Origin of the sequence: Variovorax sp. W2I14, assembly GCF_050435205.1 — a bacterium.
Taxonomy (GTDB): Bacteria; Pseudomonadota; Gammaproteobacteria; order Burkholderiales; family Burkholderiaceae_C; genus Variovorax; species Variovorax paradoxus_C.
Window position 1 is genome coordinate 7,094,063 of the sequence record NZ_JBNDJX010000001.1, and the last position, 16,303, is coordinate 7,110,365.

General features: G+C 63.8%; 7 protein-coding genes and 2 pseudogenes. 6 read left to right on the plus strand and 3 right to left on the minus strand.

Features of this window, described 5'->3' with window-relative positions:
- Positions 1–34: 34 nt before the first annotated feature.
- Positions 35–892 (minus strand): hypothetical protein, encoded by an 858-nt coding sequence (locus QF040_RS32970; protein ID WP_429614406.1) that lies wholly within the window; start codon positions 890–892, stop codon positions 35–37.
- Positions 893–907: 15 nt separating this feature from the next.
- Positions 908–2,044, minus strand: coding sequence for a DUF2827 domain-containing protein (locus QF040_RS32975; RefSeq protein ID WP_429614407.1), 1,137 nt, complete (start codon positions 2,042–2,044; stop codon positions 908–910).
- A 346-nt stretch (positions 2,045–2,390) separates the two neighbouring features.
- Between QF040_RS32975 and QF040_RS32980 the strand changes: the two are divergent.
- Positions 2,391–4,361: pseudogene (locus tag QF040_RS32980) on the plus strand (ESPR-type extended signal peptide-containing protein); the annotation flags it as partial.
- 51 nt (positions 4,362–4,412) lie between these two features.
- Positions 4,413–12,111, plus strand: a pseudogene (locus QF040_RS32985) (ESPR-type extended signal peptide-containing protein); the annotation flags it as partial.
- A gap of 2 nt (positions 12,112–12,113) precedes the next feature.
- On the opposite strand, the gene QF040_RS32990 reads toward QF040_RS32985, so the two are convergent.
- Positions 12,114–12,527, minus strand: coding sequence for a hypothetical protein (locus QF040_RS32990; protein WP_429614408.1), 414 nt, complete (start codon positions 12,525–12,527; stop codon positions 12,114–12,116).
- A 55-nt stretch (positions 12,528–12,582) separates the two neighbouring features.
- On the opposite strand from QF040_RS32990, the gene QF040_RS32995 reads away from it, so the two are divergent.
- From QF040_RS32995 to QF040_RS33010, 4 genes are all read left to right on the plus strand, one after another.
- Positions 12,583–13,200, plus strand: coding sequence for a YadA-like family protein (locus tag QF040_RS32995; RefSeq protein ID WP_429614727.1), 618 nt, complete (start codon positions 12,583–12,585; stop codon positions 13,198–13,200).
- Positions 13,201–13,283: 83 nt separating this feature from the next.
- Positions 13,284–14,435 carry a DUF2827 domain-containing protein gene (locus QF040_RS33000; protein WP_429614409.1) on the plus strand — a complete coding sequence of 384 codons (1,152 nt, stop codon included), beginning with the start codon at positions 13,284–13,286 and terminating at the stop codon, positions 14,433–14,435.
- The gene (locus QF040_RS33005) at positions 14,432–15,601 is read left to right on the plus strand and encodes a DUF2827 domain-containing protein (protein ID WP_429614410.1); all 1,170 of its coding nucleotides are present in this window, start codon (positions 14,432–14,434) and stop codon (positions 15,599–15,601) included. Before QF040_RS33000 ends, QF040_RS33005 begins: the two co-directional genes overlap by 4 nt.
- A 23-nt stretch (positions 15,602–15,624) precedes the next feature.
- A complete protein-coding gene (locus tag QF040_RS33010; RefSeq protein WP_429614411.1) occupies positions 15,625–16,260 on the plus strand; it encodes a hypothetical protein in 636 nt (211 codons plus the stop codon).
- Positions 16,261–16,303 lie beyond the last annotated feature (43 nt).

The window sequence follows — 16,303 nt, forward strand, 5'->3', positions numbered from 1 at the left end:
TCGACGGGGCTTTTTCTTGGGTGCTGCGCCTGGCTCAGCCAGGCAGGTTCGGCTGCAGGTATTCGTGGCCCTTGAGCACCATCGTCGCGCCGACGGGGCCACCCACCGCGTGCGGCAGCGAGGTCAACAGCGAGCTGGCGAAATCGCCGCGGTACATCTTGGCACCCTGGTGGCTCAGGTTGGAGTTCGCGTCGATGTAGATCGACTCGCCCAGTCCCGACCACAGGCGGCAGAAGCCGTAGTCTTCCGACAGGTAGCGGCGCGTCTCGGGGTCGACCATCACGTCGAAGAAGCGGTAGTGCAGACCCTGGTCGGTTTCGCCGATGCTGTCGGGCACGTAGTTCAGGTCGGGATAGCTCGCGATGAGGCGTTCGAACACGGCGCGCTTGATCACCATGAAGCCGGTCGGCGCCTCGGTCATCTTCATGAAGCCGTCGGGCTGCACTTCGAGTTCGACCTGCGAAGTGAGCTCGGACGCCTTCGCGTTGACCGTGTAGCGGGTGAAGGTGGCTTCGAACTGCTGCTGCGTCGTGCCTGCCGGCACGCCTTCGGCGGGCCAGTTCTCGCGCTTGAGCGGATAGACGCCGGCCGCGATGTCGTAGCCCGACAGCAGCAGCCGGAACGCGGCTTGCGCCGAGAAACCGATGTCGGCGTCGATCCAGAACAGGTGCGTCCAGTTCGGATTGGCAAGGAACTGGGCCACGCAGTTGTTCCGCGCGCGCGTCACAAGGCTCTCGCCCTGGTGAAACAGCACCTGCATGCGCATGCCGGCGCGTTCGGATTCGATCGCGAAGTTCAGCAGCGAGGTCACATAGTTCTGGAAGAACTTGCCGTCGTGGCTGGGTGACACGACCACCGGGAAAAACTGCCGAAGCTCGGAAGGGTCAAGCATGGAAAAGGTGTCCGTTCATCGGGCAGGACGCTGCATCAGGCCGAGCAGCAACTGGTTGTAGACCTCGGTGGCCGCTGCGTTGCCGGGAAGGTAACGGTCGATCAGGCCGCGCTGGCGCTCGCGGTAGGCGGTGGCCTCGGCATCGTGGGTGTCGATGGCTTCGAGCACCCGGGCGCTGCCGGCTGCCACGTCGTTGCCTTGGTAGTAGTAACCGAGGTCGGCGCACAGGTGCGCGTTGTGCACCAGCGGGTAACCCTGCCAGCAGGTTTCCAGATAGAAGTAGTTGAGCGGGTTCTCCCACTGGTGGGACACCACGATGTCGGTGTTCTGCGCCAGGAACACGGGCGTTTCATGCCGGCCCAGGAACACCGCCTTGTGCTGGCGGACCAGGTCGAGCTGGTTCATCAGCGTGATGAATTCCATGTTTTCCTTGGCCATCCGTTCGGAATTGGTGACCTGCAGCAGGGCGATGGCGTCGGGCCGGGCGCGGTACGACAGCTCGGCAACGAGGATTGGATAGAGGCAGAACTTCACGACGTTGATGTTCGGCTCCATCACGCTGAGCCGGCGCGGCCCGCTGCGCGGCTGGTACACGCCGGCATCGGGCAGGGCGCGGCTGCGTTCGTCGAGAAACACCGGGCTCCAGACGAAAGGCACGGGACGGGCCTCCGTGCGGCGCAGCACCTCGAAAAACGGCTGGCTGATGTTGGCGACCTGCGGAACCATCCAGATGTCGTCGTAGCGCTGGTTGACGTACAGGTTCTGGCCCCAGAGGGGCTTGTTGAACAGCATCGACTCCATGGCGTGCACGTACTCGAAGCCGCAGCAGTACGACACGAGGCGTGCGCCGCGCTGCTTCAGGTAGTCGGTCTGCGCGCCATCGATCTGGCCACCGAGTTCGATCAGCACGTCCACGCTGTCCTTCGCAGCCTCGAAGGTCACGGTGGGCCAACGGGACTGGTCCCATGGCAAGGCGGGTGTGATGGGAATGGCCGTGGTGTTGACCAGCACGACCGAGGCGACGCTCGGGCAATGCTTGAGCGCTTCGGCCAGGAACACGGCGTTCTGCTTGATGCCGTTGTTCCAGAGGGTTTCGGCTTCGTGGTGCAGGCCGATGGTGATGCCGATGCGCAGGCCGGTGCTGGGGGTCATGAGTTGTTGCGTGAAATGCAGCCTGTGCGGCCCGACGACGGGCAAAAGCCAAGAAGGAAAAGGGCGGCCGATTTTAGGTTGCGCCGCGCCCACCGTCTCTTGGCTGCAACGATCGGGATCGGCGTCGGACACCGATCGTTAGATTTTGTGAACTAAATCATCCCTATGTTTTTTTGGTCCTGTCGCACTGCCTCAGGAATGTAAATGACTGCGTACATTCCAGCATTCCTGTAAACGCTGGCGCACGTTGCGCCTGACTGATTGAGCAACGAGCGGTGGTCGTCCGCTGACAACCGTTGCTCTTTCGAGCGATCCGTATCGGCCATTCGCCACGAGCCCAAAGCACATGAACAAGTCATTTAGAAGTATCTGGAACGAAGCCCTTGGGGCTTGGGTCGCCGCCGCCGAAATCACCAAGGCGCGGGGCAAGGCCTCTAAAGCAGGGCACGCATCCAACGCCGTCGTTGACGGCCCGGTGTTCGCTAGATTCAATTTCCAGAGTGTCTTTGCGGCTGCGATGCTGGCGTTTGTGGTCGGTTCCGCACCAAGTGTTCATGCCAGCACGATTGGCCTGGGAACCGGTGGGACGCCTGGGGGCTCGGTCTGCGGGGCAACCGGCTCGGTGGGAACAGGGCCGGATGGTGTCACCAGCTACACCGCCGTGGCGCCCTCCGATGGAAGCGGAAATTTCTCGGTGGTCGCGGGCTGTTATGCGCGAGGCAACAACTTCTTAGGTGTCACGAACTTCGGGACGTACACCAATGTCACCGGCGACGGCGGCACCGCAGTGGGTTTTGCTGCATCGGCTGCCAAATGGGCGACGGCTTCGGGGCTGCAAGCCAACGCTGCCGGTCAAGGCAGCGTGGCTGTCGGCTTCAACTCGATAGCTGCTTCGACAAACAACGTCGCTATTGGCAATGGCGCAAATGCCGCCGCGATCAGTGCCGGTACTGCGATTGCCATTGGCGCCGGCGCCAAGGCCTATTCGGCCACGACGACTTCGGGCGATTCCTTGGCGATCGGAACCGGCGCCAACGCGTCAGGCCAGGATTCCGTAGCTATTGGTGGTCAAGTTGTAGCGAGCGGCCTGAACGCCGTGGCCGTGGGCACCAACACCACGAAGGCGGCTGGCGCGAACTCCTCTGCCTTTGGGGCGGACGCCGTTGCAAATGCAAACTTCGCAACAGCAGTGGGTGCGGGAGCTAATGCCAATGGCATCGGTGCGACAGCGATCGGCGCCAACGGGACGGCTTCGGCCAGGGCACTTGCCGCCAATTCGGTTGCCATTGGCGCTGAATCCATCGTGACGGCCACAGCGTCGTCGGGTGTTGCCATTGGCCAGAATGCCAACGCCACTGCGGGCTCGGGGGCGATGGCTTTAGGGCTGAACAGTTTGGCCAGTGGCAGCAATACGCTCGCCATCGGCACCAATGCCCGGACGAGCGGCGGCTCGGCGATGGCCCTTGGGCAGAACGCCAATGCGGTTGGCGTGAACGACGTTGCTTTCGGCGTCGGTTCGCTTGCCGTCGGCACTGATGGAACGTCGCCTGCGATGGCTTTCGGCAATGGCGCCAAAGCCACGGCCGGTGCGTCCGTTGCATTCGGAGCGATCGCGAATGCCGCAGGCACCAGGTCTCTTGCGTTCGGCTATGCCGCGACGGCAAGCAAAGTAGATAGCGTCGCGATCGGCACAGCAACGACGTCGAGCGGGAACTCCAGCACCGCGGTGGGCAACTTTGCAAATGCAAGCGCCGATGGCGCAGTAGCGGTGGGGGGCAACGCCACCGCGAGCGCGTCCGCTGCGGCGAAAGATTCAATCGCGATCGGTGGACAGTCTTCGGTGGCCGCGACGGCCACCTCGGGCATCGCGGTCGGCCGCGGTGCGGTCGTCAATGGCATTTTTGCCCTGGCAATTGGTGATGGTGCCAATGCATCCGGCAGCGGCAGCGGCATCACCGCCATCGGCAACGGGGCGAGGGCGAGTGTCGGGACCAGTACGGCAATCGGCGTCAACGCCAACGCGGCCAACACCGACGCAACGGCCCTCGGCAACGGCGCGTTGGCATCGGGAACACAGGACACGGCGATTGGCGTCACCGCCAGGGCCACTGGTGGTTCGAGCTCCGCATTCGGCAATGCGGCCAACGCCAGCGGCGGCAATTCGCTGGCATTGGGCGTCGGCAACGTCGCGTCGAATTTCGCCGCGGTGGCGGTGGGCAACCAGAGCAAGGCATCGGGCTTGCGCAGCGTCGCAATGGGCGACCAGGCCAACGCCAGCAATACCAGCGCGATCGCCTTCGGCACCAACGCCAATGCGACCCAGTCGGGTGCCATCGCGGTGGGGCAGGGGGCTCAAGGCACGGGCGTGAACGCCGTCGCCCTGGGCGCTGGAGCACTGGTGCGGACCGACAACTCGGTGGCGCTGGGTTCGGGCTCGACCACCGCCGCGACTTCGCCGACCGGCGCCGGCTTCATGACCGGCACGGCAGCTCCGGCGTCGGAAGTCTCGGTGGGGGCTTCCGGCGCCACGCCGACGCGACGCATCACCAATCTGGCCGATGGCTCGGCACAGCAGGACGCGGTGACCGTGGCGCAATTGAGCACCAGCAACACCACCCTCTCGACCAGCATCACGAGTCTGTCGACCTCGACATCGAGCGGGTTGAGCACGGCCACGAGCAGCATCAACAGCCTCTCGACATCTACCTCGAGCGGCATCAGCAGCCTGTCGACTTCCACGTCGTCTGGCCTCAGCACTGCGACCAGCAGTATTCGCAGCCTGTCGACTTCGACTTCCTCTGGTCTGAGCACGGCTACCAGCAGCATCAGCAGCCTGTCGACGTCGACGTCGTCTGGCCTGAGTACTGCAACCAGCAGCATCGGTAGCTTGTCGACTTCCACGTCGTCGGGTCTGAGCACCGCAACGAGCAGCATTGGCAGCCTTTCGACGTCCACTTCGAGCGGCATCAGCAGCCTCTCGACTTCTACATCGTCTGGCCTGAGCACTGCGACGAGCCGCATCAGCAGCCTTTCGACCTCGACTTCGAGCGGCTTGAGCACGGCCACGAGCAGCATCTCCAGCCTGTCGACTTCCACGTCTTCTGGTCTGAGCACCGCGACCAGCAGCATCAGCAGCCTGTCTACGTCCACCTCAAGCGGCATCAGCAGCCTCTCGACCTCCACGTCGTCGGGTCTGAGCACTGCAACCAGCAGCATCTCCAGCCTGTCGACCTCGACGTCTTCTGGTCTGAGCACGGCGACCAGCAGCATCGGTAGCCTGTCGACTTCGACATCGTCTGGCTTGAGCACCGCGACGAGCGGCATTAGCAGCCTGTCGACGTCCACCTCAAGCGGCATCAGCAGCCTCTCGACTTCCACATCGTCTGGCTTGAGCACTGCGACGAGCAGCATCAGCAGTCTGTCGACTTCGACGTCGTCCGGCCTGAGTACTGCAACCAGCAGCATCGGTAGCTTGTCGACTTCCACGTCGTCGGGACTTAGCACCGCAACGAGCAGCATTGGCAGCCTTTCGACGTCCACTTCGAGCGGCATCAGCAGCCTCTCGACTTCGACTTCGAGTGGCTTGAGCACGGCCACGAGCAGTATCTCCAGCCTGTCGACTTCCACGTCTTCTGGTCTGAGCACTGCGACCAGCAGCATCGGCAGTCTGTCGACCTCGACGTCTTCTGGCTTGAGCACTGCGACGAGCGGCATCGGCAGCTTGTCTACTTCGACGTCGTCTGGCTTGAGCACCGCGACGAGCAGTATCAGCAGCCTGTCGACGTCCACCTCAAGCGGCATCAACAGCCTCTCGACCTCCACATCGTCCGGCTTGAGCACCGCGACCAGCAGCATCGACAGCCTCTCGACCTCGACGTCGAGTGGCCTGAGCACCGCCACCAGCGGAATATCGAGCCTGTCCACCGGCTTGAGCACGACCAACAGCAGCGTGAGCAGCCTCTCGACGGGCTTGAGCTCTTCCGTCAGCGGCATCGGCAGCTTGTCGACGGGCCTGAGCACGACCAACAGCAACCTGGGCACGCTCAGTTCGTCGGTCAGCTCGATCTACAACACCGGCACGAAATACTTCCACGCCAACAGCACCGGCGCGGACAGCCAGGCCATCGGGGCCAACAGCGTGGCGATCGGCCAGGGCGCGATCGCGAACAGCGACAACAGCGTGGCGCTGGGGGCGGGTTCGGTTGCCAGCAGGACTGCGGCGGCCCAGACCAATTACGACGCGTTCGGGCTAACCAGCAAACAGAGTTCGTCGGGTGAAGTGAACGTTGGCAACCGGCAGATCACCGGTGCCAGTGCTGGCAGCGACGGTTCCGATGTGGTCATCGTGGACCAACTGAAGGGTGTTGCCACTTCGCTGTCCTCGGGGTTGAGCACGACGAACAGCAGCGTGGGCAGCCTGTCGACCTCGACTTCGAGCGGTCTGAGCACGGCGACCAGCAGCATCAGCAGCCTGTCGACTTCCACGTCGTCTGGCTTGAGCACTGCAACGAGCAGCATTGGCAGCCTTTCGACCTCGACGTCTTCCGGCCTGAGCACTGCCACTAGCAGCATCAGCAGCCTGTCGACTTCCACGTCGTCTGGCCTGAGCACTGCAACGAGCAGTATTGGCAGCCTGTCGACGTCTACTTCGAGCGGCTTGAGCACGGCTACAAGCAGCATCGATAGCCTGTCGACCTCGACTTCGAGCGGTCTGAGCACGGCCACCAGCGGCATCTCCAGCCTGTCGACTTCGACGTCGTCCGGCTTGAGCACTGCCACGAGCAGCATCGGTAGCCTGTCGACCTCGACGTCGTCCGGCCTGAGCACCGCGACAAGCAGCATTGGCAGCTTGTCGACGTCGACATCGTCCGGCTTGAGCACTGCAACCAGCGGCATATCGAGTCTGTCTACTGGCCTGAGCACGACGAACAGCAACGTCAGCAGCTTGTCGACCTCGACCTCGAGCGGCTTGAGCACTGCCACGAGCAGCATTGGCAGCTTGTCGACGTCGACGTCGTCCGGCTTGAGCACCGCGACCAGCAGCATCGATAGCCTGTCGACTTCCACGTCATCCGGCCTGAGCACGGCGACCAGCGGTATCAGCAGTCTGTCGACGTCTACTTCGAGCGGCTTGAGCACAGCCACGAGCAGCATCGACAGCCTGTCCACCTCGACTTCGAGTGGCCTGAGTACGGCGACCAGCGGTATCTCCAGCCTGTCGACCTCGACGTCATCCGGCCTGAGCACTGCCACGAGCAGCATTGGCAGCTTGTCGACGTCGACATCATCCGGCTTGAGCACCGCAACCAGCAGCATCTCCAGCCTGTCGACCTCCACATCGTCGGGTCTGAGTACCGCGACGAGCAGCATCGATAGCCTGTCGACCTCGACTTCGAGCGGTCTGAGCACTGCGACCAGCAGCATCAGCAGCTTGTCAACCTCGACGTCGTCTGGCCTGAGCACCGCGACGAGCAGCATTGGCAGCCTGTCGACGTCTACTTCAAGCGGATTGAGCACAGCGACGAGCAGCATCGACAGCTTGTCGACTTCGACGTCGTCTGGTTTGAGCACTGCGACCAGCAGCATCGACAGCTTGTCTACCTCGACGTCGTCTGGCTTGAGCACAGCGACCAGCAGCATCGGTAGTCTGTCGACCTCCACATCGTCGGGCCTGAGCACGGCGACCAGCGGTATCTCCAGCCTGTCTACTGGCCTGAGCACAACCAACAGTAACGTCAGTAGCTTGTCGACTTCGACGTCGTCTGGCCTGAGCACCGCCACGAGCAGCATCGGCAGCTTGTCGACTTCGACCTCCTCGGGCCTGAGCACTGCGACCAGCAGCATCGATAGCCTGTCGACCTCGACTTCGAGCGGGCTGAGTACGGCGATCAGCGGTATCTCCAGCCTGTCGACCTCGACGTCATCCGGCCTGAGCACTGCCACGAGCAGCATTGGCAGCTTGTCGACGTCGACATCATCCGGCTTGAGCACCGCAACCAGCAGCATCTCCAGCCTGTCGACCTCCACATCGTCGGGTCTGAGTACCGCGACGAGCAGCATCGATAGCCTGTCGACCTCGACTTCGAGCGGTCTGAGCACTGCGACCAGCAGCATCAGCAGCTTGTCAACCTCGACGTCGTCTGGCCTGAGCACCGCGACGAGCAGCATTGGCAGCCTGTCGACGTCTACTTCAAGCGGATTGAGCACTGCAACGAGCAGCATCGGCAGCCTGTCGACCTCGACGTCGTCCGGTCTTAGCACTGCCACCAGCAGCATCAGCAGCCTGTCGACCTCCACGTCGTCGGGTTTGAGCACTGCAACCAGCAGCATCGGCAGCTTGTCGACTTCGACCTCCTCTGGTCTGAGCACTGCGACCAGCAGCATCAGCAGCTTGTCAACCTCGACGTCGTCTGGCCTGAGCACCGCGACGAGCAGCATTGGCAGCCTGTCGACGTCTACTTCAAGCGGATTGAGCACTGCAACGAGCAGCATCGGCAGCCTGTCGACCTCCACGTCGTCGGGTCTGAGCACAGCGACGAGCAGCATCGACAGCTTGTCGACTTCGACGTCGTCTGGTTTGAGCACTGCGACCAGCAGCATCGACAGCTTGTCTACCTCGACGTCGTCTGGCTTGAGCACGGCGACCAGCGGTATCTCCAGCCTGTCTACTGGCCTGAGCACAACCAACAGTAACGTCAGTAGCTTGTCGACTTCGACGTCGTCTGGCCTGAGCACCGCCACGAGCAGCATCGGCAGCTTGTCGACTTCGACCTCCTCGGGCCTGAGCACTGCGACCAGCAGCATCGATAGCCTGTCGACCTCGACTTCGAGCGGGCTGAGTACGGCGATCAGCGGTATCTCCAGCCTGTCGACCTCGACGTCATCCGGCCTGAGCACTGCCACGAGCAGCATTGGCAGGCTTGTCGACGTCGACATCATCCGGCTTGAGCACCGCAACCAGCAGCATCTCCAGCCTGTCGACCTCCACATCGTCGGGTCTGAGTACCGCGACGAGCAGCATCGACAGCCTGTCGACCTCGACTTCGAGTGGTCTGAGCACGGCGACCAGCGGTATCTCCAGCCTGTCTACTTCGACGTCGTCTGGTCTGAGCACGGCGACCAGCAGCATCAGCAGCCTGTCGACTTCAACGTCGTCCGGTTTGAGCACTGCCACGAGCAGCATCAGCAGCCTGTCGACTTCAACGTCGTCCGGTTTGAGCACTGCCACGAGCAGCATCAGCAGCCTGTCGACTTCAACGTCGTCCGGTTTGAGCACTGCCACCAGCAGCATCAGCAGCCTGTCGACCTCCACGTCGTCGGGTTTGAGCACTGCAACCAGCAGCATCGGCAGCTTGTCGACTTCGACCTCCTCTGGTCTGAGCACTGCGACCAGCAGCATCAGCAGCTTGTCAACCTCGACGTCGTCTGGCCTGAGCACCGCGACGAGCAGCATTGGCAGCCTGTCGACGTCTACTTCAAGCGGATTGAGCACTGCAACGAGCAGCATCGGCAGCCTGTCGACCTCCACGTCGTCGGGTCTGAGCACAGCGACGAGCAGCATCGACAGCTTGTCGACTTCGACGTCGTCTGGTTTGAGCACTGCGACCAGCAGCATCGACAGCTTGTCTACCTCGACGTCGTCTGGCTTGAGCACGGCGACCAGCGGTATCTCCAGCCTGTCTACTGGCCTGAGCACAACCAACAGTAACGTCAGTAGCTTGTCGACTTCGACGTCGTCTGGCCTGAGCACCGCCACGAGCAGCATCGGCAGCTTGTCGACTTCGACCTCCTCGGGCCTGAGCACTGCGACCAGCAGCATCGATAGCCTGTCGACCTCGACTTCGAGCGGGCTGAGTACGGCGATCAGCGGTATCTCCAGCCTGTCGACCTCGACGTCATCCGGCCTGAGCACTGCCACGAGCAGCATTGGCAGCTTGTCGACGTCGACATCATCCGGCTTGAGCACCGCAACCAGCAGCATCTCCAGCCTGTCGACCTCCACATCGTCGGGTCTGAGTACCGCGACGAGCAGCATCGACAGCCTGTCGACCTCGACTTCGAGTGGTCTGAGCACGGCGACCAGCGGTATCTCCAGCCTGTCTACTTCGACGTCGTCTGGTCTGAGCACGGCGACCAGCAGCATCAGCAGCCTGTCGACTTCAACGTCGTCCGGTTTGAGCACTGCCACCAGCAGCATCGACAGCCTGTCGACTTCGACATCGTCGGGCCTGAGCACTGCGACCAGTGGTATCTCCAGCCTGTCTACTGGCCTGAGCACGACCAACAGCAACGTCAGCAGCTTGTCGACGTCCACTTCGAGCGGCTTGAGCACCGCTACCAGCAGCATCGACAGCCTGTCCACCTCGACCTCGTCGGGCCTGAGCACTGCGACCAGTGGTATCTCCAGCCTGTCTACTGGCCTGAGCACAACCAACAGCACTGTTGGCAGCTTGTCGACGTCCACTTCGAGTGGCCTGAGCACTGCGACGAGCAGCATCGACAGCCTGTCGACCTCGACGTCGTCTGGCTTGAGCACTGCAACCAGCAGCATCTCCAGCCTGTCGACCTCAACATCGTCCGGCCTGAGCACCGCGACGAGCAGTATCGACAGCCTGTCGACATCGACTTCGAGCGGCTTGAGCACAGCTACAAGCAGCATCGGCAGCTTGTCGACCTCGACCTCCTCTGGTCTGAGCACTGCCACCAGCAGCATCGACAGCCTGTCGACCTCCACATCGTCGGGCCTGAGCACCGCCACCAGCGGCATCTCGAGCCTGTCTACCGGCCTGAGCACGACGAACAGCAACGTGAGCAGCCTGTCGACCTCGACGTCCAGCGGCTTGAGCACGGCCACCAGCAGCATCAGCAGCCTGTCGACCTCCACATCGTCGGGTCTCAGCACCGCCACGAGCAGCATTGACAGCCTGTCGACTTCCACGTCGTCCGGCTTGAGCACTGCCACGAGCAGCATCGACAGCCTGTCGACTTCGACCTCGTCGGGTCTGAGCACAGCGACGAGCAGCATCAGCAGCTTGTCGACCTCAACATCGTCGGGTCTGAGCACTGCCACCAGCAGCATCGACAGCTTGTCGACTTCGACGTCGAGCGGCTTGAGTACCGCGACCAGCGGCATATCGAGCTTGTCTACCGGTCTGAGCACGACCAACAGCAACGTGAGCAGCCTGTCGACCTCCACGTCGTCTGGTCTGAGCACTGCAGTGAGCAGCATTGACAGCCTGTCGACTTCCACGTCCAGCGGCTTGAGTACCGCCACCAGCGGCATCACGAGCCTGTCCACCGGCCTGAGCACGACCGACAGCACCGTGAGCAGCCTCTCGACGTCCACTTCGAGCGGCCTGAGCACTGCGACGAGCAGCATCGGCAGTCTGTCGACCGGCCTGAGCACGGCTTCCAGCGGCATTGGCAGCCTGTCCATCGGTCTGAGCACTGCCACCAGCGGCATCACCAGCCTCTCCACGGGCCTGAGCACCGCCACCAGCGGCATCTCGAGCCTGTCGAGCGGCCTGAGCACGACCAACAGCAACGTCAACAGTCTGTCGACTTCGACTTCGTCGGGCCTGAGCACTGCCACCAGCAGCATCAACAGCCTTTCGACCTCGACATCGTCCGGCCTGAGCACTGCGACGAGCAGCATCAACAGCCTTTCGACTTCGACATCGTCTGGCCTGAGCACGGTCACCAGCAGTGTCGACAGCCTCTCGACCTCCACGTCGAGCGGCCTGAGCACTGCGACCAGCAGCATCGGCAGCCTGTCGACCGGTCTGAGCACCGTGACCAGCAGCGTCGGCAGCCTGTCGACGGGCCTGAGCACGACGAACAGCAACGTCAACAGCCTGTCGACGTCCACGTCGAGCGGCCTGAGCACTGCGACGAGCAGCATCAACAGCCTGTCGACCGGCCTGAGCACGACGGACAGCAACCTGTCCAGCCTGTCCACCAGCGTCGGCGGCGCGACCAGCGGCCTGGCGAGCCTGTCGACCTCGACTTCCTCGGGCCTGAGCACTGCCACCAGCGGCATCAGCAGCCTGAGCACGTCGGTCAGCAGCATCTACAACGGCGGCACCAAGTACTTCCACGCCAAGTCGACCGCTGCTGACGCGGTGGCCAGCGGCCAGGAAGCCGTGGCGATCGGCCCGCAGTCGGTGGCCAGCGGCGACAACTCTTTCGCAGCCGGCAACAGCGCGAAGGCGACGGCCAGCGGCACCGTTGCGATCGGCTTCGGCGCACAAGCCACCCAAACCAACGCTATCGCGATCGGTTCTGGCGCCCAGGCTGTCGGCGCCAACGCCATCGCGATCGGTGCCGGAGCATTGGCGACGGGTTCACAGGCGTTCGGTGCGGATTCCCGTGCAGGCAACGGTGGTGCAGCGTTTGGTGACAAGGCTGACGCCGGCGGCACTGCATTGAGCCAGGCGCAGAACGTTTCCCAAGGCACGGCCATCGGCTTCGGCGCGGTGGTCACACAGAGCGGTGGCGTGGCGCTGGGCGCGGGGTCCAAGGCGACGACCGCAGCCGGCATGGTCGGCTACATCCCCGGCAGCGCCAATGCGCAGCAGGAAGCAGCCATCAGGGCCACGACCAGCACCCAAGCTGCAGTGTCCGTGGGCGACGCGGCCAATGGCCAGTTCCGCCAGATCACTGGTGTGGCGGCAGGCTCGGCCGACAGCGATGCGACCAACGTCGCACAGTTGAGGGCCGCATCGACCGCAGCCAAGGCCAGCAGCGTGCAGTACGCGACCAACCCGGACGGCTCGGTCAACTACAACCAGATCACGCTGGGTGGCGGCCAGGCGCCGGGCGGCACGCGCATCTCGAACGTGGCGCCAGGCATCCTGCCGGGCGATGCGGTCAACGTGCAGCAGCTGAACCAGGTGCAGGGCCAGGTCGGCGAGGTGGCGCGCATCGCCTACTCGGGCTCGGCGATGGCCTTTGCGATGTCGGGCACGTACCTGCCGACGCTCTACCCGGGTGAGAAGACCGTGGGCGTGGGCTTCGGCAACTACAAGGGCTACAGCGCCGTGGCGCTGACCTTCAAGGCCCTGTCGGACGACGGCAAGATGTCCTGGGGCGCGGGTCTGTCGACCACCGGCAAGGAGTGGGGCGTGAACGCCGGCATCGGTTGGAAGTGGAAATAAGCCACTGAATCAGCGTTGCCTCGGCAACGTGGCTCCTGCACCGATGGTGCGGGAGCCATTTTTTTTGGTACACACTCACCCCCATGCGCATTGGTATTTCAGTCCTCACCCACGCGGGGCAGAACATCTGGGAAAACGGGATGGGGCAGAACGTCCTGTTTCTCGCCCGGCTGCTGCAACGCATCGACTTCGTCGAGTCCGTCACGCTGGTCGATGCGGGCGATCAGCAGGCCATGCCGCCTCAAGTCGACTTGTCCGCCATGGGACTGGCCTTCGGACGCGCCCGCGAGCTGACCGATGCGCTGGACGTGGTCATCGAGATGGCCGGTGCGCTCGACGTGCAATGGCTCTCCTATTTCCGCGCCTGCGGCGGGCGCGCCGTCTTCCACTGTGTGGGGCAACCCTTCGTGGCACTGGCCGAGCCGATCGTGTTCAGCGACAAGGGCCACTTCAGCAAGCCCGACCGCTGCGACGAGGTCTGGCTGCTGCCCAAGGACGGCGTCTTCGCACCGATGATGCGCACCCTGCACCGCTGCCCGGTGCACGAGGTCCCGTACCTCTGGTCGCCGCAGTTCCTGGAGCAGCGCGTGGCCGAGGTCGAAGCGTCGGGCTATCGCTTCGGCTACACGCCGCGCACCGCCGAGCAACCCGGCTTCCGCGTGGCGATCTTCGAGCCCAACATCTCGGTGGTGAAGTCCAGCAGCGTGCCCATGCTGATCTGCGACGGCGCCTACCGCATCGACCCGAACGCCGTCACTTCGATGCAGGTGCTCAACACCCTGCACCTGAAGGAGCACGCGACGATGCTCTACATGGCCAACTCGCTGGACATCGTGCGACAGCACAAGGCCATCTTCCACGGGCGGCACGACTTCGCGGGGTTCATGGTGCAGTTTGCCGATGCGGTGGTGTCGCACCAGTGGCAGAACGATCAGAACTACAGCTATCTCGACGCGCTCTACGGCAACTACCCGCTGGTGCACAACTCGCCCTGGCTGCGCGATGCCGGTTATTACTACCCCGATTTCGACATCGCCGCCGGCACCGATCAGCTGCTGCAGGCGGTGCGCGGGCACGACGCCCAACTGGACGACTACCGCGCCCGCAGCCAGCGCATGTTCGATGCGATCGATCCACTGCATCAGGCGAACATCGACGGCTACGCGCAGCGGCTGCTGCACCTCGTGGGCGGCGACCCCGCATTCCGTGCCGATGGCGTGAGGAAGGCCGCATGAGCGAAGCGCAGAACACCTCTTCACCCGCCGCTGCGATGCCCGCGAAGCTCCGCGTCGGCGTTTCCATCTTCATCCGCAAGGGCGAGCAGAGCCTCTGGGAAAACGGCGTCTACCAGAACTGCCTGTTTCTCGTGATGCTCCTGATGCGCTCGCCGCGCGTGGGCAGCACCGTGCTGGTGGCGGGCGGCGGCGACGGCGGCCCGGCGGACGCCACCAACTTCCTGGCCGATTCGCCCGTGCCGATCATCGACATGGCCACCGCCGCGCAGGAGCTCGATCTCATGATCGAGATGAGCGCTCAGCTGGCGCGCGAGTGGTCGGTGGCGTTCAAGGCGCGCGGCGGCAAGATCGTCTCGATGCGCGTGGGCAACGACTACGTGATCGACATCGAACGCATGATCTTCAACAAGCCGCACGGCATGCTGGTCTCGGGCGCGCCCTACGACGAGGTCTGGACGCTGCCGGAGTACGAGGTGTCGTGCAAGCCGTACTTCGCGAGCACCTTCCGCGCGCCGGTGCGGCTGATGCCGCACCTCTGGAGCCCGATGGTTCTGGAAAAAGCCATGGCGCGTGCCGAAGGCGACGACAAGGACAAGGGCTTCGACTACGTGCCTGGCCGCAAGCACTGGCGCGTTGCCATCTTCGAGCCCAACATCTGCATGGTGAAGACCAGCTTCATTCCCATGCTCGGCTGCGAGGCGGCGCACCGTGCGCAGCCGCGGCTGCTCGAGCGGGTGTGGGTCTACAACAGCTTCCATCTCAAGGAAAAACCGCTGTTCGTCGGCTTCGCGCAGAGCCTGAACATCGTGCAGCACGGGCTGGCGACCTTCGAGGGTCGCTTTCCGCTGTACCAGGTGCTGCCGGGCAACGTCGATGCCGTCTTCGCGCACCACTGGGAGAACGCGCAGAACTACCTCTACTACGAGGCGCTCTATGGTGGCTATCCGCTGATCCACAACTCGCACCTCATCGGCGACTGCGGCTACCGCTACCACGACTTCGACTGCGAGGAGGGCGGCCGCGCGCTGCAGGAGGCCTTTGCCACGCACGACGCCAACCTGCCGGCCTACCGTGAGCGCGCACGCCAACTCGTCGCCAGGCTCGATCCCGAGGGCGAGGAGAACGTGCGCATCTACACCGCCGCCATCGAGAGCCTTTACACGTGAGCACACGTGAGAGGAGACCCCGGATGAAGACTGCTGCAACACAACGATCCGCGCGGCTGCTGTCCATTGCGACAACCGTGGCTGCGTGGGCCATTGCCGGCACTGCGCTCGCACAAGGCGTGCTGGTCCCCCAGGCACCGGCCGCAGCGCCGCAGGACACGCTCACGCGCGCCGCCACCAGCGTGGGCATCAAGCGCTGCCTGCCCGCCATCACGCGGCTCGCGACGCTCACCGTGCAGGGCAGCCGCGGCCACGACGTGCTGCTCGACTGGGACCGCAAGCGTCCCGACGACGGCCCGATGTTCTCGCTGGTCGGTATCCAATACCCGAACGCCGGGGTGGCGGCTTCGATCACCGCGATTCCCGGCGACGGCGGCAGCTGCACCGTGTCGGCCGAGCGCATCTCGGTGGCGCCCTTCACCTGCCAGAGCGTCGCCGAGCAGGAACTCAAGGACTACCAGATGACGCGCCTGCTGCCCATCTACGCGGTCTACACCGATCCCAGGGAGCCGACCTCGTCGGTGTCACTGATCGATTCGCCGCCGGGCTGTCTCGTGATCCGCCGCTATGTCGAATACGGCTGGCGCGATCCGTCGGCCACCGCCGCTGCACCGGCACCTGCGGCAGCTCCGGCCGGACAGGCTCCCAAGCGCCGCTAGCCGGCCTCATCGCGGGCGGGCTGGGGCGCGTCCGCATCCGACA